This window comes from Nocardia sp. NPDC055321, from assembly GCF_053645575.1.
The window spans coordinates 170,741-188,504 of record NZ_JBSHMS010000012.1 but is presented as its reverse complement, the minus strand read 5'-3'; the positions used below and the strand labels follow the sequence as shown (position 1 = coordinate 188,504).

The following is a 17,764-nucleotide window of genomic DNA, read 5'->3' as shown; positions in this document are numbered from 1 at the left end:
TCATCGGGTCGCGACCGCGGCGCGCCTGCGCGAGAGGGCGTCGACGGTCGCGGCCAGCAGCAGCACCAGACCGGTCACGATGGACACCACCGCGGCGGGCTGGCTCAGCAGCCCGAGGCCGTTGGAGACCACCGCCAGCACCGCGCCGCCGATCACCGCGTCGGCCACCCGGCCCTTGCCGCCGAACAGCGAGGTGCCGCCGATCACGGCCGCGCCGACCGCGAACAGCAGGGTGTTGAGCCCGCCCGCCTGCGGGTCGACCGAACCCACCTTGGAGGAGTACACGATCGCGCCGACGGCGGCGCACGCCGAGCAGATGACGAAAACGCTTGCCCGCAAACGGGTCACGTTGATTCCGGCGCGGCGCGCGGCCTCGGCGTTGCCGCCGACGGCGTAGATGTGCCGGCCGTAGGTGGTGCGGGTGAGCACGTAGGTACCCGCCACCAGCAGGGCGAGCACGATCGGCACCACGTAGGGCACGCCGGAGATCTCGATCAGCGTGCTCGGTGAGCGGTTCATGGTGAGCAGCGCCGTCACCCCGACCGCGAACACGCACAGCGCCACCACTTTCGCGGCCACCAGCGGGGTGGGCGGGGTGACCAGGCCGCGCCGCCGGCGCAGCAGCTGACCGCCCAGGGTCACCGCCGCGTAGCCCCCGGCCGCGAGCACGCACAGCGCCCAGCTGCCCGCCGTGGACAGGTTGCCGTTGGCCACCTTGTCCAGCACGGGCGAGGAACTGATGCCGAGCACCCCGCCCTCGCCGATGAGTTGCAGGATCACGCCCTGCCAGGTCAGGAACAGCGCGAGGGTGACCACGAAGGACGGCATGCCGATCCTGGCGATGAGAAATCCGGTGATACAACCGATTCCGACGCCGACACACACCGCGAGCAGCATCTCCACCCACGGGTTGGCGGCCAGGCCGAGCACCGTGATCAGCACCCCGAGCAGCGAGAACACGACCCCGGGCCAGATCCGCAGCAGCCCGGCCAGCAGGGCCGCGAGCAGCAGCATCGCGATGAACACGAAGAACACGGTGTTTCCCATGCCCGCGAGCAGGTTTCCGTTCTCCACGTAGTGCATGGCCAGCACCGCCCCCGCCACCCCGGACGCGGTGCCGGCCGACAGGTCGATCTCGCCGATGAGCAGGACGAACACGATGCCGATGGCGATGATCGTCTGACCCGCGCCCTGGGCGAGCAGATTGGCGATGTTGTTGAGCGAGAGGAAGACATCGGACAGGACCGAGAACAGGACCACCAGCGCCACCAGCCCGAGCAGCGCGGGCAGCGAGCCGATCTCCCCGGCGCGCAGCCGCGTGAGGTACTCGCGCACGGCCTCGGTCGTGGTGAGCGTGGTGGTGTCGATGCCGAAATCGGCGACCGCCTGCTCGGTCACCCGCTCCGTCACCGAATCCCGTTCCGCCGCTTGCTCGCTCACAGCGCCACCGCCTCGGGGCGAGCCAGGCCCAGGTCGCCCGATCGCCCCGCGGTGATCAGTTCGACCACCTGGGCGTGGGTGACGTCCGCGGTGCGCACCTGCGCCGCCGTGCGACCCAGGTACAGCACCGCGATGCGATCGGCCACCTCGAAGACATCGGCCAGATTGTGACTGATGAGCACCACCCCCAGACCCTGTTCGGCCAAGCGCCGCACCAGATCCAGCACCTGCCTGGTCTGCGCCACCCCGAGGGCGGCGGTGGGCTCGTCCAGCAGCACCAGCTCGCTGTTCCACAGCACCGCCTTGGCGATGGCCACCGTCTGGCGCTGCCCGCCGGACAGCGCCGCCACCGGCGTGCGCACCGACTTGACGGTGCGCACGCCCAGCGAGGCCAGCGTGCGCCGCGCCGCCTCCTCCATACTCGCCTCGTCCAGCAGCCACGGTTTCCCGCGTTCGCGCCCGAGGAACATGTTGGCCACGATATCGAGATTGTCGGCCAGGGCCAGATCCTGGTAGACCACCTCGATCCCCAGTGCGGCAGCGTCTTTCGGCGCTTTCACCTGGACCGGCTCACCCCGGAAGCGAATCTCGCCGGAGTCGGCCGGGTGGATGCCCGCGACGCATTTCACGAGTGTGGATTTGCCCGCGCCGTTGTCGCCGACCAACGCGGTCACCTCCCCCGCCGGCACGGTGAAGGCCACATCGTGGAGTACGTGCACCGGGCCGAAACTCTTGTTCAGACCGGTGATTCGGAGTAGCGGCTCGGTCACGTCGTCATTCCTTGTCAGCGAGCGGTGGCCGAGAACTCAGGAGATGCCGAGTTCGGTGCAGGCGGCCTGCAGATCACCGCCGCAGATGTCGGCGGGCTTCACGAATCCGGCGTCGGTCACGGTCTTGACCTCGGCCCGGGTCACGGTCTGCGGGGTGAGCAGCACCGACTTCACGGTGCGCTTGCCCTTGGGATCCTGACTCACGGCCTGCGCCAGCGCATCCGCGGCCGCGGTGTCGCCCTTGGCCAGGGCCACGGCGAGTTTCGCGGCGGCCTCCGCCTCGTCGCGGATCGGCTTGAACACGGTCATGTACTGATCCCCGCGCAGGATCGCCTTCAGGCCGTCGGCCGTCGCGTCCTGGCCGGTGACCGGCACCTTGCCGTTGAGACCGTTCTTCTTCAGCACGGTGATCACCGCGCCCGCGAGGCCGTCGTTGGCGGCGACCACGCCGTCGACCTTGCCGCCGTTGCCGGTCAGGATCTGCTCGAAGGTGCTGCCGCCCTTCTGATTGTCCCAGCCGTCGATGGCCTGGCTGCGCACCAGTTTCAGCGCGCCCGAGTCGTACAGCGGACGCAACGCCTTCTGTTGCCCCTCATGGAACAGAGTCGCGTTGTTGTCCGTCGGCGCGCCCTCGATCTCCACGACCTCGGCGCCCGGCTTGTCCTTCAGCGCGCCGGCCAGCGCCTGACCCTGGAGTTCACCCACCCGCACGTTGTCGAAGGACACGTAGTAGTCCGAGGATCCGCCCAGATTGAGGCGGTCGTAGTCGATGGCGGGAATGCCCGCGCGCTTGGCCTTTGCCGCCACCGCGCCGCCCACCTCGCTGTTGATCGAGGCGATGATGAGGACCTTGACGCCCTTGGCGATCATGCCGTCGGCGAGGGTGCTGAACTTCTGCACGTCGCCCTGCGCGTTCTGCACGTCGGCGTCGAAACCCTCCGCGCGCAAAGCGGATTGGAGCATCGGCTTGTCGAAGGACTCCCAGCGGGCGGAGGTGGCGGTCTCGGGCAGGATGACGCCCACGGTGCCGTTGGCGCCGCCGCCGGAGGGGGAATCGGGCGCGTCGTCGCCGCTGGAGTTGGAGCCGCACGCGGTCAGGGTGAGCAACCCGGTGAGGGCGACGGCCAGCATCGCCGTTTTTCGGCGGGCGCGGCGGTGGCCCGGATACAACTGTGGGAGCGGGGTTTTCGACCTCATCAGGGTGACCCTTTCGAGCGGCGGCCACCGGATTGCGGCCGTGCGCGAGCTATATGTTGTGGGCAACAACATATGCGAGTGGGGTCACCCCGACGGGGGAATTCGCCGAATCAGGGCAGCAGAACAACCTTTCCACCGGCGTGTCCGCCGATGACGTACCGGTGCGCGTCGGCGGCCTCGGCCAGCGGATAGGTCGCGCTGATCACCAGATCCAGTTTTCCGGCGGCGGTCAGCGGGATGAGTTCGCGCCACGCGCCCGCCCGGATCTCGGTACCGGGATCCGCGCCGGGGCCGCCGCCCAGGGCCTGGAAGCCCGCCTCAGCGGCGCGGCCGAACGCGACGACGGTGGCGATGCGGGAACGGTCGGCGACCAGCTCGAGCGAAACGTCCACCGCCTCATCGGTACCCGCGGTGTCGATGGCGGCGCTGACGCCCCCGGGGGCCAGCTCTCGGACCCGATCGGCCAGACCCGGTCCGTACGTGACCGGTTCGACCCCGTAGCCCCGCAGCCGTTCGTGCCGCGAGGCCGAGGCCGTGCCGATCACCCGGGCCCCGCGGGCCACGGCGAGCTGCGCGGCCAGCGAGCCGACGCTGCCCGCCGCGCCGTGCACGAGCACGGTGTCGCCCGGGCCGACGGCGGTGGCGGTGAGCAGGTGCACGGCGGTGCCGCCGACGGCGAGCAAACCGCTCGCGACCTCCCAGCCGATCTCGAGCGGCTTGGGCACGACCCGGTCGGCGGGCACGGTCACCGCGGTGGCGTAGGCGCCGCCGCGCACGATGACCTCGTCACCGACCCGGACCGGACCGGCCGGGCCCACCGCGTCCGGACCGGCCGCGGTCACCACGCCCGAGGATTCCAGGCCGAGACGGATCGGCAGGGCGCTCGAGTCGGTGCCGAACGCGCCGCTGTAGCGCTTGTAGTCGAAGGGGTTCACACCCGCCGCGCGGATCTCGACGGTGACTTCGCCCGGTCCCGGATCGGGAAGTTCGATCTCCAGCGGAGCCAGTACCTCGGGGCCACCGTAGGCGGTGGCGACGATCGCGATTGTCATACCTCAACGTAGCGTCGCCGCGCGGTGATCGATTCCCCGGACACCGGTGGGCCGCCCGGAAATCCGGACGGCCCACCCGCCGGTCGCGCGCCGTGCGGGCACGACCACCGCAAACCGAGCGCTACAGCTTGCTCAGCGGCGACTTGTCGTTCGACCCCGACACCGCCTTGTAGAGCAGGTACAGGCCGAACACCACCAGGCTGATCATGAGGATCGGGAACAGACCCTTGATCAGCGCACCGATGATGGCGAGCGCGATCCAGATGACCGCGACGACGCCGATGATCTTCCACAACATGGGTGAATCCTCCCGGAGATGTCTCCGAACCGCCGTCAGCGCGATCCGACACCCTCCATACTGGCCGCCTACCGATCGAAAAGCACCAGGTCACACCCGATATCCGGGAAAGTTCAGGGTTCCCACCCACACCCCCTGACCCGGCGCCGGTCCGGATCGAGGGGCCGGAGTCGGTCGCCGAGTCGTGCCGAGATGGCGGGCGTGAAAGAGCTTCGGGCCGAGCGCCGGGGATCAGGGGCCGGCGCGGAAGCGGCCGTCGGCCAGCTCGGTGAGGGCCTGGGCCCAGCCGTCGAGGCGGTCGGCGGCGTCGCGGAGGTGCAGGGTGGCCCAGCCGAGATCGTCGGCCAGGGGGGCGCTGTCGGGGACCGCGAGGACGCGGGCGGCGGCGGCCACCATGCCCTCGAACTCGACGACGCCGGAGTCCAAGCGGATCGAGACCGCCCGGATGTGCTCGCCCAGTGGAGAATTGCGGGGGCCGAGGGCGCCGGCGGCGTTCTCCATGGCGACCACGTCGGCGGCCAGGGCGTGCAGGGCGGCCGCGCCCGAGGCGGCGGTGTCGACGGTGTCGGTCAGATCGTCGGCGAGCAGACGCTGGGACTTGGCGATCTGGCCGATCAGACCGTGCAGCGCGCGTTCGGCGCGCACGAGCCGGGCGATCGAGGCGCGGGCGGCCGAACGCCCGGGCGGCAGCTTCCGGGGGATGAACGCGGCCTGCGGCAACGGCTCCTTGCGCAGTTGCAGGTAGCGGCGGGTCGTCACCGCGGCACCGGTCACCAGGGCGACCGCGCCGCCGCCGACCACGATCACGGCCCAGGCCGGGGCCGAGATGAGCACCAGTCCAACGGTTCCCGCGGTGGTGAGACCCGAGGCGGTGCCGAGCCGGAAGCTGCGCCGCCGCGACCGCCTGCGCTTCCGCAGTTCCCGCTCGCGCGGATCGGCCCACTTGCGCACCGCGACCAGCGCCTGCTCCCCCACCCCGCGCAGGGTGTCGGGCAGTCGCTGCGCGAGCTCCTCCGGCTCGACGCCGGTGGGAGCCAGGAAGTCTCGGGCGACGCGGGTGGCCCGCTCACGCCTGCCGCCCTTGTCACCGGGCACGGACGTGGCACCCGGGTCGAAGCCGTATCCGGGCGGCGGCGGCACATCCCGTTCGCGATCGGCCGCCCGGGCCCGGCGACGCCGTGCGCGCGCGTCGACGCCGGCGTCCATCGCCGGTTCGGCCCCGGCTCGCGGCCGGACGTCGCCGAACGACACCTGCGGCGCGGAAAACCCTTCGGCCGACGGCGAATACGACGGCGCGTGAGCAGCCGCCCACGGGGACTCACCCGGCGGCGGACCGGCCGGAGCAGCACCCGGCGCACCCCGATGCGGGACGGCTGTGGAACCAGCGCCCGCTCGGCCGGATGCGAACTCGGTTGCGGCGGAAGAACTTTCGAATCCGGGCGGGTAGCGGCGGGTCGGCGACGCGCCGGGATTCGGGAGCCGCTCGGTGGGGTGAGCCGGAGGGTGGGCGTGCGATCGCGCGGGGTCGACGTGCGCCGGAACGGTGTTCGCGTCCGCGATGGGCACCGTATGCGAGGGCGCGCTGTCCCCGGTCACGGACCGGTCGGCCCGCCCGGAGTCCGGGGCGTGCGCGCCGCCCTCGCGCGGCGGAGGCTGGGCGCCGGGCGCGGAATCCGGGGCCGGCGGGGCGCTGTCGCGGGCGCCCGGCGAATTGGCTTCCAGCAGAGTCGGGAAGCCGGGGATCGGGGACGGAGCCTTCTTCGTGCGGGTCAGGCGGGGAAAACGCGCAGGGGAGGCCGCGGGGTCCTGTCCGGCCCGCGATCTCCCCATCACTCCAACGCCTTTCGGTGCCGCGCCTGCCTACTGCTGGGCGGCCTGGCCCTTGTTGATCTGCGGCTGCGCTGCGGCCGGGTTCGGGACGGCCTGCTGGTTGCCGCCGGCGGGCAGCGCGTCCCCGCGCATGGAGGCACGGATCTGCTCCAGACGGCTGTGACCGGCCATCTGAATGCTCGCCTGCTGTACTTCCATCATGCGGCCCTGCACCGAGTTCTGCGCCAACTCGGCCGAACCGAGCGCGTTGGCGTAGCGGCGCTCGATCTTCTCGCGCACCGCGTCCAGGCTCGGGGTGGAGCCGGGGGCGGACAGGGTCGAATCCATCTGCTGCAGCGAGGCCGACACCTGCTCCTGCATCTTGGCCTGCTCGAGCTGGGACAGCAGCTTGGTGCGCTCGGCGACCTTCTGCTGCAGCAGCATGGCGTTCTGCTCGACCGCCTTCTTGGCCTGCGCGGCCGCCTGCAGCGACTGATCGTGCAGCACCTTCAGATCCTCGACGGACTGCTCGGCGGTGACCAGCTGCGCCGCGAACGCCTCGGCGGCGTTGGTGTACTGGATCGCCTTCTCGGTGTCGCCCGCGCCCGACGCCTGATCGGCCAGCAGAACCGCCTGGCGCGCATTGGCATTGAGCTTCTCGACCTCGTCGAGCTGGCGGTTCAGCTTCATCTCCAGCTGGCGCTGGTTACCGATCACCGACGCCGCCTGCTGCGACAGGGCCTGATGCTGCCGCTGGGCCTCCTCGATAGCCTGCTGGATCTGAACCTTCGGATCCGCATGCTCCTCGATCTTGGAATCGAAGAGGGCCATCAGGTACTTCCAGGCCTTCACGAACGGATTAGCCATCGATTGATCCCGCCTCCATCTGACATGCCGCGCGCTGCCGCGCGACATAGTGCGCGACCGTCACGCACCCGGTTGTCCCTACTAATCCACTGCGCGGCGGCGACCGGAAAACTCGCAGCCGCGCGACGCCTCCGGCACGAAGCCTACAGAGAATTTATCCCTTTCGGCTCCAGCGCACATCGTTCACTTCGCGGCCACCAGCACCAGCCGGTCCGACTTGGGGGCCGGAATGACGATGCGCGGGCCGAAACCACCGTCCCCGCGGCGGGGCGGCATGCCCTTGCGGGCGGTCGAAATCTTGGCATTCGCCGAGGCAGCGGGGGCCTTGGCGCCGGCGCCGACCGGTTCGGCCCGGCGCGCTGCGCCCGCCGGAGCCGGAGTGGTGGCCGCGGACAGCGACTCGGCCGGGGTCGTGCGACCCTGCGCCCGATCGGCGTCGGCCATGGCGGCGCTCACATCGAAAAGTACCTGTGACAGCGGCAGATCCAGCGCCTGGCAGATGGCGGCCAGCAGCTCGCTGGAAGCCTCCTTGCGCCCGCGTTCCACCTCCGAAAGGTAGCCCAGGCTCACCCGCGCGGAGGTGGAGACCTCACGCAGGGTCCGGCTCTGGGCGACACGAGCACGCCGCAGGCTTTCCCCGATCGCTTCTCGCAGCAGCGTCATCTCGTTCTCCTCACACTCGTCTCGCCGGACCCAGCGTTTGACTGGACAACGTCCGGCGTCGGGCTTGCGTTCCCGGTCTTGCTCACCCGCCCCGAATACTCCGGGCGAGCTCGGTGATCGCCTCGCGGACCGCGCCCACCCTGATCGTCCACCGGTCGCCCGGGAGTTTCAACCGGATGACCTCCGTACCGTCCGGACCGGCCAGCCCGAGAAACACCGTGCCGACCTCGCGGCCGTCCTGCGGATCGGGGCCCGCCACGCCGGTGAGCCCCACTCCCCAATCCGCGCCGCAGCGCAGTCTGGCCCCGACGGCCAGCTGTTCGGCGGTACTCGCGGCAACCGGTCCATCGCTGGCGAGAGTATCGGTACTCACACCGGCAAGGTCGTGTTTCAGATCGGTGGCGTACACGATCAGCCCACCCCGCAACACCGCGCTCGCGCCCGGAATTCCCGCGATGGTGGCGGCGAGCAACCCCGCGGTGAGCGATTCCGCGGTGGCGACGGTGAGCCGGGCCGACTTCAGGGCCGCGACCAGATCGGCGGCGGGCACGGCGGAGACGAGTGGATCGAGCGATCCGGGATTCGGGGCCGAGTCGAGCTCAGGCCGCACGGCTGCCGCCGGGCGAACCGAACCAGAGCCGGGCCGCCTGCACCACATAGTCCAGGCCGGTGACCACGGTCAGCGCGACGGCCAGATACATCAAAGACATTCCGGCGGACTCGAACCCGCCGGACAGGGGTAGCAGCAGCACCCCGATGGCAACCGACTGGACCAGCGTCTTGAGCTTGCCGCCGCGCCCGGCCGGGATCACGCCGCGGCGCACCACGGCCAGCCGCAGCAGGGTCACCCCGATCTCGCGGGCCACGATGACGATCGTCATCCACCAGGGCAGATCACCGAGCATGGACAACCCGACGAGGGCGGCGCCGATCAGGGCCTTGTCCGCGATCGGATCCGCGAGCTTGCCGAAGTCGGTGACGAGGCCGTATTTGCGGGCCAGCTGACCGTCGATGCGATCGGTGATGGCCGCGATGCCGAACAGCGCGGCCGCTCCCCAGCGCCAGCGGGGATCGTGCCCGTCGCCGGCGAACAGCGCGGCCAGGAAGATCGGGACCAGCACGATGCGCAGCACCGTCAGCACGTTGGCGATGTTCATCAGCGGCACCGCCGCCGGTTCTACCGCGCCCGGTTCGGTCCGGGGTGCCGGGGCAAATCCGGATCTCGCTGGAGCGGCATCTGCCCAGCGACCTTCCACCTCATCACGCTGCACCGTCACCAGCACCCCCACCGGCCGCGGCAACGGCCATGGTTCCCGGAGTTATCCGGTATCGGGAGGGGTTGGAAGTACGACACACCCCAAGCCTATCGGTACGGGGGCCGACTACTGTGCACCCCATGACAACACGGGCACCCCACAGCGGTTCTGCGGACGGTACGACGGCCTCGGCGCCGCTCGTTCGTCGCGCCCGAACCTCTGACGTGCCCGGTATCAAAAAGCTGATCGACTTCTACGCGGGCAAGATCCTGCTCGAGAAGAACCTGGTCACCCTGTACGAGTCGGTCCAGGAGTTCTGGGTGGCCGAGCGCGACGGCGAGCTCATCGGCTGCGGCGCGCTGCACGTGCTGTGGGCGGATCTGGGCGAGGTGCGCACGGTCGCGGTGCGGCCCGACATCAAGGGCACCGGCGCCGGGCATCTGCTGGTGCGGCAGTTGATCGCGGTCGCGCGCGAGCTCTCCCTGTCGCGGCTGTTCGTGCTGACCTTCGAGGTGGACTTCTTCGCCAGGCACGGCTTCGCGGAGATCGAGGGCACCCCGGTGACCGCCGAGGTCTACGAGGAGATGTGCCGCTCCTACGACGAGGGCATCGCGGAATTTCTCGACCTGAGCTTCGTGAAGCCGAATACGCTCGGCAACACCCGAATGCTGTTGACCCTCTGAACTATTCGATTCACCCCCGATTCATTCGAGCCAGAAAGCGACACCCGTGCCGATCTTCGCCGTCCACTACGTCTACACCGAGGCCACCGCCGCCGCGCGCCTGGAGAACCGCCCCGAGCACCGCGCCTGGCTCAACAACCTGGTGGATCAGGGCACCATCCTGACCAGCGGCCCCTACCCCGACGGCACGGGCGCGCTGATCCTGTTCCGCGCGGAGAGCCTCGAGTTCGTCACCGATCTGCTGCCGCAGGATCCGTTCGCCAAGCTCGGGCTGATCGAGGACAAGCGCGCGGTGGAGTGGCTGCCGGTCATGGGCGTGTTCTCCGAGGAGTAGCCCGGTATCGACGCGGGTCACCCGCCGGGCAGTACGCGCGGCGGTCAGTTCCCCGCCATCTCCCCGATGATGTCGTCGATGGCCGACCGGCCGGGTGACCACCCGAGTTCGGCCCGGGCCTTGGCCGGATCGCTGATCAGCGCCGCGGGTTCGGGCGCGGCCGGGCCGTGCACCACGGGCACCGAGCGCCCGGTCACGCGCTCCACGGCCGCGATCACGTCGAGAATGCTTGTACCGCGGCCGCTTCCGATGTTGTAGCGGGTGCTCGCACCGGGCGCGGGCACGCGGTCCACGCAGGCGGCGAACGCGGCGGCCGCGTCCCGCACGTGCAGGTAGTCGCGAACGGCGGTGCCGTCCCCGTTGATTCGCAACGCGGACCGCTCGCGCGCGGCGGCCAGGGTGCGGGGTAGCAGCCGCGTCGGGTCGGGGTCGTCGCCCCCGGCCACGTTGAGCAACCGCACGACGATCGCGCCCAGTGCACCGGACCCGGCCTGCGCCTCGATCGCGTATTCGGCGGCGAGTTTGCTGCTCGCGTAGGGATGCGGCGGCGCGTCGGGACAGTCCTCGGTCATGGGCTGCCGCTCGGGGGTGCCGTAGATGGACCCGGTGGACGCGAAGACCATGCGCTCCACCCGCGCGGCGGCCATGGCTTCCAGCAGCGAGACGGTGCCCTCGGTATTGACGCGGAAGAACGGCAGCGGATCGGTGACCGACTCCCGGGCGCGCGCCAGCCCGGCCAGATGGCACACCGCGTCCACATCGGCCACGGCTGTCCGCAGCGCCGCCGGATCCAGCAGGTCCGCGTGCCGGGTCTCGCGCGCCCCGGCGATCGCCGCGGTCCCGGCTCGCACCATCGCGACGGGCGTGTGTCCCGCGGTGGCGAGCGCTCGCACGACCTCGCGTCCCAGATAGCCCGCCGCTCCCGTCACCAGTACCCGCACACCGCAACCCTTGCAGGCGCGGGCCGGTCCGCCACTGCCGGGGCCGGGCTCAGGACGCGCGGCGGCGGTGGTCGGCGACGTGCACCTGGGTGGCGCAGCGGGTGGAACAGTAACGGCGCCTGCCGTTTCGGGAGGTGTCGACGAAGACGATCGCGCAGCCCGGGCGGGCACAGCAGCCGATGCGGGAGGGCGCCTCGCAGAAGAGCGCGGCGAGGCCGAAGGCGGTGTACGCCTTGACGCGTTCGTCGACGGGCGCGGTCTCCTGCGAGTAGTGCAGGTGCGGGCTTCTGCCGTCGTGCGTGGAGATGTAGGGGCGGCTGGTGGTTTTGGCCAGCAGCGCGTTCAGCAGGTCGACCGAGGGGGCGCGGAACACGGCGTCCAGTTCCCCGATCCAGCTCCGGAGTTCGGCGTCCTGCTCGGGCGTCACCGGCACGAACGGCCGGTAGTCGGACTCCCGCAGCAGCTCGCTCAGGTCCCGTTCCGGTGGCGCGTTCACCAGCCGGACGGCCAGCTCCACCGCGGCCCCACCGTAAGGGTTGAAATGCACTAGACCATTACATCAGAGTGGCCTCATGACCGCCACCTGCCCGTCCTGCTCCTGGCCCGACCCGGCCCTCGTGTCCACCCACGGCAGCGTCCGCTACCTGCTGTGCGTCTGCGGCAAGTGGCTGATCGAGGAACACGACGCTCTACTCGCCACCGCGGGCCGCAGCAGCATCGCCGACGCGGTCCTGCCGGACGAGTGCGAGCCGTCGTGCGACGCGACCTCGGCATAGATACCGGCCGAGAGCGCGAGTGCCGGCCCGCGCGACGCCGATCGGCGTGACGGCCCTGGACCGACGGTGGCGCCGAGACCGCGTGCTGTAAGTTTCCAGCATCTGAAGGCGACCGCCCTCAGACCATGGAGACGGATCGAACTCGGGCCCCGCCGGTCGCCGACCGCTCCGACCGCCCGAAGGATCCACCGAGTTGAGCGAGCCGAGTCGGCCCACCCCCCGCGCCGCCGGCGAGCGCGCCCGAGTCGTCGCCCGAATGACCGCGCGCACCGACGCGATCGCCGCGGCGATCGCGCAGACGACCCGCGAACGCCTGCCCGCCTACGCGGCACTGTCCGAGACCACGATCACCGGCGACACCACCGCCATCGTCGACCGCATACTCACCGCGCTGAGCGGGATCGGCGCGTTGACCGCCGACGATGTGCGGAACCTGCGCAAGTACGGCGAAGTCCGTGCCAGACAGGGCATTTCGCTGATCGACGTGCAGACCGGATGGCGGATCGCGCTGATCCGGGCGCGCGCCGAACTCACCGCCGCGGGACGCGCGTGCCGGGCATCGGACCGCACCCTGCTCGAGCTCACCCACGATCTGCTGGACATCATCGACGAGGCCACCCACGCGTACACCAGCGGTCATCACGACGTCGAGCTGGACCTGACCCGGCGCGACCACCAGGCGCGCGCGGAGTTCACGCGCGGTCTGCTGCTCGGCACGCTGACACCCGCCGATCTGCGCATTCGCGCACAGCAGTACGGGCTGGATCTCCAGGCCGAGTACCGGGCGTTCCGGGCGCACGCCTCCACCCACCCCGTCGTCGACGCCGAGCTGCGGCATCGGTCGCGCGCGACCCCGGGCGCGCCGGTGTTCACCACCACCATCGACGGCGACGTCGCCGGGTTCCGCGGCGGCACGGCCCTGTTCGAGTTCGAGGACCGCGTCGGCTACGGCCCGCCGGCCCGGCTGAGCGAGCTGGACCACTCCTTCCGGCTCGCCGGTCGCCTGCTGGCGACCGCCCGCGCCTTCGACCTGGACGGCCCGATCGATCTCGAGCGCGCCGGGTTGCTGACCGCGGTCATCGCCGACACCGACGTGGGAACCGAACTCACCCGCCGCTACCTCGACCCGCTCGGTGACGCCGAGCAGGCACGAACTCTGATCGAGACGACCGAGTCCTTCCTGGACACGGGCATGCGGTTCGAGACGACAGCCGAGCGGCTCGGGCTGCACCCCAATACGATTCGCTACCGGATCGGCCGGTTCGAGGAGCTCGCGGGGATAGACCTGAAGTCCGCGAACACCGCCCTGCGAGTGTGGTGGGCGATCAAGCACCGGCGGGCGGCCCTGCGCCCCTGAGCTTTCCGGCCCGTCGGCGAAGCGGACATGCCATCGGGGCGCGAGACCTCGCACCGCTGTCGGGCCGAGCGCCCCGTGGGAACCGTGTCGTCCGATCGCGCCCGGGGACGCGGTGTCCCGTCCCCGATAAGTCCCTATCACCCTTGATAGACAGGGGCATCCCATCGATCCGGATGCGGTTGCGCCCCGCCGACGCCGCTGCGGGTGGCGAATGACCGCCTTGCCCGTCGACCTGCGGCGACCGCGAGAGATGCCACGGGAGTTGGCGGCAGGCATCGCACCGAGTTGGGGACGCGGGGCACCGAACCGTGTGGATCGCGGGGCGTTCGAACGGGCGCCGTCGCCGATTCGATCAGCGGCGCCGTCGCGCACGCGCTGGGCGCCACCGGACAGGTGAATCCGCGCGAATCCTCATGCGGCGCCGGCACGTAAGGACGGAGCCGCGGCGAGGCCGGTGTCGTTCGAGTCCCAGCGGGGGAACCGCAGCCGGTCGTGCCACGGGGCGATGCGCTCGAACGCCGCGGCCAGGGTGAGGACCGTGTCGTCGCGGAAGCGGCTGCTCGCGATCTGGAGGCCGACCGGGAAGCCGTCGGGGGTGAGGCCCGCCGGGACCGAGATGGCCGGGCCGCCGGTGTAATTGAACGGGTGCGTCAGGCACCAGCCCAGGACGGGGTCCACGGCCTCGCCGTCGATCTCGGCCGGGCCGACGGTCCAGCCGTCGGCGGCGTTGGGCACGGCGGCCACGCCCGTCGTCGGGGTGATGATCGCGTCGAAGTTCTCCAGGACCGCGGCCAGCGCGTCGAAGATCGCGGTGCGCAGGAACTGATCGCGCCGGGTGTCGGCGACGGAGAAGGATTCGGCGCGGTCGGCGGCGGCGCGCAGCTGCGGCGGCAGGTTCTCCCAGGACACCGCGCGCAGATCGAGGCCGGAGTCGCGGAAGGTCTCGATGAGGCCGATCATCGCCGAGCCCGTATAGCGCAGCCACAGATCGGTGACCTCGGTGTGCGCGGCGGGCAGGGTGAAGCCGGGCTGTTCGACGACGACGCCCGCGGATTCGAGAGTGCGGGCGGCGGTCTCGACGACCGCGGCGACGTCGGCGGCCACCGGAAAACCGCCCAGGGTGGGTAGATAGGCGACGCGCAGGCCCGCGGCCGGAGCGAACAGGGCCTCGCGGTAGGACCGCGCCGGGAGCGGCACGCTGCCGGGATCGCGGGCGTCGAAGCCGGCCATGGCCTCGAACATGAGCACGCAGTCTTCCACCGTGCGGGTCAGCGGGCCGTTGCCCATGAACGGATTGAAGGCGAAGAACGCGTCGGGCCGGACCACTCCGGCCAGCAGGCCGTAGCTGGGCTTGAGCCCGACCACACCGCACAGCGCGGCCGGGATGCGCACGGAGCCACCGCCGTCGGAGCCCTGCGCCAGCGCGCACAGGCCGGCGGCGACCGCCGCGGCGCTGCCGCCCGAGGAGCCGCCCGCGTTGTGACCGGTCGCGAAGGGGGTGCTGGTCGGCCCGAACAGGCGGTTGTCGGTGGTGGCCTTGTGCCCGAATTCCGGGGTGTTCGTCTTGCCGAGGATGATCGCGCCGAGCCGTTGCAGCCGCTGGACGTGCGGGGCGGTATCCTCGGGGAGATAACCGGCGAACTCCTTGACGCCGAAGGTGTTCGGCACGCCTCGCTGGAAGTCGAACAGATCCTTGATGGCGATCGGGACGCCGTGCAGCGGCCCGCGCAGCCGGCCTTCGCTCAGCTCACGCTCGGCCGTCTTCGCGTCCTCGCGCGCGGTGTCGGCCGAGACGCTGACGTAGGCGTTGAGATCCGGGTTCACCGCGTCGATGCGCGCGAGGTACGCCTCGACCACCTCCACCGGCGACACCCGCCGGCCGCGGATCCGCTGTGCGAGCTCGGCGGCGGGCAGCAGGACAGGGTCTGAGTCACAGAAATCGGACATGCTCGCACACGCTATCGCTGAAACACGCTGCAGATGAAGGGTATTCAGGTTAATACTGGTCGAATACGTTGCAACACAAGCACTTCGGATGCACTAAATCCGCAGCGTAGCGGGGGTTTCCGCGTCCAGTTAACATGGATGTCATATTTTCGAATTTAAATTCCATCGGTTGACGGGCCCCTCCGCCTCGTCTAACGTCGGCTTCGGATTTCAAGCCCCACATTGCATCTCCGACGCAGCAGTGCATCTTCGTGGCGAAGTCTTCAGTTCCGTTTGGGGGGACCAACGGGAGTAGTAGTCGATGAATTCAGCGTCAATTCAGTCCGCCGCATTCGAAAACTGGATCGAGCTGCTGGGCGACCGTGCCACCACGAATGGCGAGAAAGCAGCATTCGAATTTCTCGACGACGAGGGCCGTGCGTCCGAAGCGCTCACCTATCGCGAACTCGACCTGCGCGCAAAGGCGCTGGCAACCCACTTGAGCAGCACATATTCACCCGGGGATCGAGCGCTGCTGCTGCATCCGCCGGGACTGGAATATGTCATCTCGTTCTACGCCTGCCTGTATGCCGGCGTGATCGCAGTACCACTTTTTCCACCGCAACGCGCACGCTTGGATCACATCGACGAAGTGGCTCGCGACTGTGCGGCGAGCGTGGTGATCAGCACATCGGCGACATTGTCAAGAATGCGCGAGGCGCCGGGCGAAACCTATCTCGAGAGCCTTCCGAGAATTTCTTCGGATTCTTTCGAGGCCACACCGGATTCAATGTCCGAATTCACTCCGCGCGTTTTCGATATCGCCTATCTGCAATACACGTCGGGTTCCACTTCGGCCCCGAAGGGCGTCATCATCACGCATCGGATGATGCTCCAGCAGTGCGCGGAACTGGCGTACACCTGGGGCATCGACACCGACAGCACGGTGGTCTCCTGGCTGCCCCATTTCCATGACTTCGGGCAGGTCAGCGGCGTACTGCTGCCCGTGTACAGCGGCATCCGAGCCGTACTGATGGCACCCGCCACCTTCGTCAAGAATCCGATCCGCTGGCTCGACGCGGTAACCGCCTATCGCGGAACACACAGTGGCTCACCGAATTTCGCGTTCGACCTGTGCTCGGAGAAAACCACCCCGGAGCAACGCGCCGCACTCGACCTGAGCTCCTGGCGCATGGTCAGCAATGGCGCCGAGCCGGTGCGCAGGGCGACGCTCGACCGCTTCCAGGAGACGTTCCTGCCGCACGGTCTGCCGCCCACCGCGGTGACCCCCGGCTACGGATTGGCCGAGGCCACCCTGAAATTGGCCTCGGGCACCTCGGCCGCGCCCTACGTCGCGACCCGTTTCGACAACGAGGCGCTGGGCCGGCGCAAGGTGGTGCCGGGCGGCATGTCGCCCGCGACCGAACTCGTCGCCTGCGGGACCACCACGCTGCCCACCGAAATCGCCATCGTCACACCGGAATCCGGCGTGCGGGTGCCGGACGGCGAGATCGGTGAGATCTGGGCCAGCGGACCGATCGTCGCGCCCGGGTACTGGAACAGGGACTCCGAGAGCGCCGCGGTCTTCCGCGCGCGCATCACCGGGGCCGAGGACGATCGCACCTACCTGCGCACCGGCGATCTGGGCTTCTTCCATCGGGGCGAGCTCTACATCTGCGGTCGCATCAAGAACCTGATGATCGTCAACGGCGTCAACTACTACCTCGAGGATCTCGAGGCCACGGTGGTGAACTGCGACGAATCCCTGCGCGCCGGTGCCGTTCTCGCGTTCGCGGTCGAACGCGCGGGGCAGGAGAGCCTGGTGGTGGCCGCGGAGCCACGCGCCGAGGATCTCGACCCCGAACGTCTGGTCGCGACCGTCCACGACGCCGTCGCACGCACGCACGGTATCGCGCCGAGCGCGATCGTGCTCATCACCGAGGGCACGGTGCCCCGGACCACCAGCGGCAAGCTCCGCCGGCAGCAATGTCGAACCGACTACCTCGCGGGTGCGCTCAGCGAGGTCTACCGATGGGAGGCCGACATGGCTTCGGAAACCACCACTGTCACCGAAACCGCTACCACCACAACCGAATCCGCATCCACGGGGATGCCCTCGATGCGCGTTCTCGTGCAGCAGGGCCTGCTGGCCGCGACGCGGGATTGGTTCGCCGAGCACCCGGGTGACCAGGAACTCGACGAGTCCCGCTCCCTCGCCGAGCTCGGCCTGGCCTCCCTGGACCAGATGACCCTGCACGAACACCTGGAGTCCTGGTCCGGCAAGCGCTTCCCGCCCGAGCTCATGTGGGACGCGCCGTCCGTCGCCGAGATGATCGAGGCGATCGCCGCGCACATCACCGCGCCCGCCACCGATTCCGCGGTGGGAGTGCGCTGA

Annotated in this window: 18 protein-coding genes; 5 read left to right on the top strand and 13 right to left on the bottom strand. The window is 69.9% G+C overall.

All coding sequences use genetic code 11. The features are described from left to right. The 10 genes from ACWIGI_RS20935 to pgsA form a co-directional block, all read right to left on the bottom strand. Complete coding sequence (locus ACWIGI_RS20935) at positions 1–1,440, bottom strand: sugar ABC transporter permease (RefSeq protein WP_454204082.1); 1,440 nt, start codon at positions 1,438–1,440, stop codon at positions 1–3. Beyond that, positions 1,437–2,210, bottom strand: coding sequence for an ATP-binding cassette domain-containing protein (locus tag ACWIGI_RS20930; RefSeq protein WP_454204081.1), 774 nt, complete (start codon positions 2,208–2,210; stop codon positions 1,437–1,439). The genes ACWIGI_RS20935 and ACWIGI_RS20930 overlap by 4 nt, the downstream gene beginning before the upstream one ends. Before the next feature lie 36 nt (positions 2,211–2,246). Continuing rightward, a complete protein-coding gene (locus ACWIGI_RS20925; protein WP_454204080.1) occupies positions 2,247–3,407 on the bottom strand; it encodes a sugar ABC transporter substrate-binding protein in 1,161 nt (386 codons plus the stop codon). Between the two features lie 110 nt (positions 3,408–3,517). Then, positions 3,518–4,459 carry a quinone oxidoreductase family protein gene (locus ACWIGI_RS20920; protein WP_454204079.1) on the bottom strand — a complete coding sequence of 314 codons (942 nt, stop codon included), beginning with the start codon at positions 4,457–4,459 and terminating at the stop codon, positions 3,518–3,520. A gap of 121 nt (positions 4,460–4,580) precedes the next feature. Next, positions 4,581–4,757, bottom strand: coding sequence for a hypothetical protein (locus ACWIGI_RS20915; RefSeq protein WP_454204078.1), 177 nt, complete (start codon positions 4,755–4,757; stop codon positions 4,581–4,583). A 231-nt stretch (positions 4,758–4,988) separates the two neighbouring features. After that, positions 4,989–5,963 carry a phage shock envelope stress response protein PspM gene (gene pspM, locus ACWIGI_RS20910; RefSeq protein ID WP_454204077.1) on the bottom strand — a complete coding sequence of 325 codons (975 nt, stop codon included), beginning with the start codon at positions 5,961–5,963 and terminating at the stop codon, positions 4,989–4,991. Positions 5,964–6,617: 654 nt separating this feature from the next. Continuing rightward, entirely contained in the window at positions 6,618–7,433 is an 816-nt protein-coding gene (locus ACWIGI_RS20905; RefSeq protein ID WP_454204076.1) for a PspA/IM30 family protein, read from the bottom strand. Between the two features lie 183 nt (positions 7,434–7,616). Continuing rightward, the gene (locus tag ACWIGI_RS20900) at positions 7,617–8,096 is read right to left on the bottom strand and encodes a helix-turn-helix domain-containing protein (protein ID WP_454204075.1); all 480 of its coding nucleotides are present in this window, start codon (positions 8,094–8,096) and stop codon (positions 7,617–7,619) included. Between the two features lie 82 nt (positions 8,097–8,178). Beyond that, positions 8,179–8,706 (bottom strand): CinA family protein, encoded by a 528-nt coding sequence (locus ACWIGI_RS20895; RefSeq protein WP_454204074.1) that lies wholly within the window; start codon positions 8,704–8,706, stop codon positions 8,179–8,181. Next, positions 8,696–9,373 carry a CDP-diacylglycerol--glycerol-3-phosphate 3-phosphatidyltransferase gene (gene pgsA, locus ACWIGI_RS20890; RefSeq protein ID WP_454204073.1) on the bottom strand — a complete coding sequence of 226 codons (678 nt, stop codon included), beginning with the start codon at positions 9,371–9,373 and terminating at the stop codon, positions 8,696–8,698. The genes ACWIGI_RS20895 and pgsA overlap by 11 nt, the downstream gene beginning before the upstream one ends. A 119-nt stretch (positions 9,374–9,492) precedes the next feature. Here pgsA and ACWIGI_RS20885 point away from each other — a divergent pair, with 119 nt between their 5' ends. Together ACWIGI_RS20885 and ACWIGI_RS20880 are read left to right on the top strand one after the other, a co-directional pair. Further along, complete coding sequence (locus tag ACWIGI_RS20885) at positions 9,493–10,035, top strand: amino-acid N-acetyltransferase (RefSeq protein ID WP_454204072.1); 543 nt, start codon at positions 9,493–9,495, stop codon at positions 10,033–10,035. Between the two features lie 46 nt (positions 10,036–10,081). Then, entirely contained in the window at positions 10,082–10,369 is a 288-nt protein-coding gene (locus ACWIGI_RS20880) for a YciI family protein (protein WP_454204071.1), read from the top strand. A gap of 44 nt (positions 10,370–10,413) precedes the next feature. On the opposite strand, the gene ACWIGI_RS20875 is transcribed toward ACWIGI_RS20880, so the two are convergent. Then, positions 10,414–11,310, bottom strand: coding sequence for an NAD-dependent epimerase/dehydratase family protein (locus ACWIGI_RS20875; RefSeq protein ID WP_454204070.1), 897 nt, complete (start codon positions 11,308–11,310; stop codon positions 10,414–10,416). Positions 11,311–11,359: 49 nt separating this feature from the next. Continuing rightward, positions 11,360–11,857, bottom strand: a complete 498-nt coding sequence (locus ACWIGI_RS20870) for a CGNR zinc finger domain-containing protein (protein WP_454204069.1) — start codon at positions 11,855–11,857, stop codon at positions 11,360–11,362. A 25-nt stretch (positions 11,858–11,882) separates the two neighbouring features. Between ACWIGI_RS20870 and ACWIGI_RS20865 the strand changes: the two genes are divergently transcribed. Both ACWIGI_RS20865 and ACWIGI_RS20860 read left to right on the top strand, forming a co-directional pair. Then, positions 11,883–12,086, top strand: a complete 204-nt coding sequence (locus tag ACWIGI_RS20865) for a hypothetical protein (protein ID WP_454204068.1) — start codon at positions 11,883–11,885, stop codon at positions 12,084–12,086. 193 nt (positions 12,087–12,279) lie between these two features. Next, on the top strand, positions 12,280–13,443 hold the full coding sequence (locus tag ACWIGI_RS20860; protein WP_454204067.1) for a PucR family transcriptional regulator: 1,164 nt from the start codon (positions 12,280–12,282) through the stop codon (positions 13,441–13,443). Positions 13,444–13,854: 411 nt separating this feature from the next. Here ACWIGI_RS20860 and ACWIGI_RS20855 read toward each other — a convergent pair whose 3' ends face one another. Beyond that, positions 13,855–15,390 carry an amidase gene (locus ACWIGI_RS20855; RefSeq protein WP_454204066.1) on the bottom strand — a complete coding sequence of 512 codons (1,536 nt, stop codon included), beginning with the start codon at positions 15,388–15,390 and terminating at the stop codon, positions 13,855–13,857. Positions 15,391–15,691: 301 nt separating this feature from the next. On the opposite strand from ACWIGI_RS20855, the gene ACWIGI_RS20850 reads away from it, so the two are divergent. Further along, a complete protein-coding gene (locus ACWIGI_RS20850; protein ID WP_454204065.1) occupies positions 15,692–17,764 on the top strand; it encodes an AMP-binding protein in 2,073 nt (690 codons plus the stop codon).

Bases quoted from the DNA above. Each gene is read 5' to 3' on its own strand.
- ACWIGI_RS20925 (WP_454204080.1), bottom strand. From the start codon at position 3,407: ATGAGGTCGAAAACCCCGCTCCCACAGTTGTATCCGGGCCACCGCCGC.
- ACWIGI_RS20920 (WP_454204079.1), bottom strand. From the start codon at position 4,459: ATGACAATCGCGATCGTCGCCACCGCCTACGGTGGCCCCGAGGTACTG.
- ACWIGI_RS20915 (WP_454204078.1), bottom strand. From the start codon at position 4,757: ATGTTGTGGAAGATCATCGGCGTCGTCGCGGTCATCTGGATCGCGCTC.
- pspM (WP_454204077.1), bottom strand. From the start codon at position 5,963: ATGGACGCCGGCGTCGACGCGCGCGCACGGCGTCGCCGGGCCCGGGCG.
- ACWIGI_RS20905 (WP_454204076.1), bottom strand. From the start codon at position 7,433: ATGGCTAATCCGTTCGTGAAGGCCTGGAAGTACCTGATGGCCCTCTTC.
- ACWIGI_RS20900 (WP_454204075.1), bottom strand. From the start codon at position 8,096: ATGACGCTGCTGCGAGAAGCGATCGGGGAAAGCCTGCGGCGTGCTCGT.
- ACWIGI_RS20885 (WP_454204072.1), top strand. From the start codon at position 9,493: ATGACAACACGGGCACCCCACAGCGGTTCTGCGGACGGTACGACGGCC.
- ACWIGI_RS20865 (WP_454204068.1), top strand. From the start codon at position 11,883: ATGACCGCCACCTGCCCGTCCTGCTCCTGGCCCGACCCGGCCCTCGTG.
- ACWIGI_RS20855 (WP_454204066.1), bottom strand. From the start codon at position 15,390: ATGTCCGATTTCTGTGACTCAGACCCTGTCCTGCTGCCCGCCGCCGAG.
- ACWIGI_RS20850 (WP_454204065.1), top strand. From the start codon at position 15,692: ATGAATTCAGCGTCAATTCAGTCCGCCGCATTCGAAAACTGGATCGAG.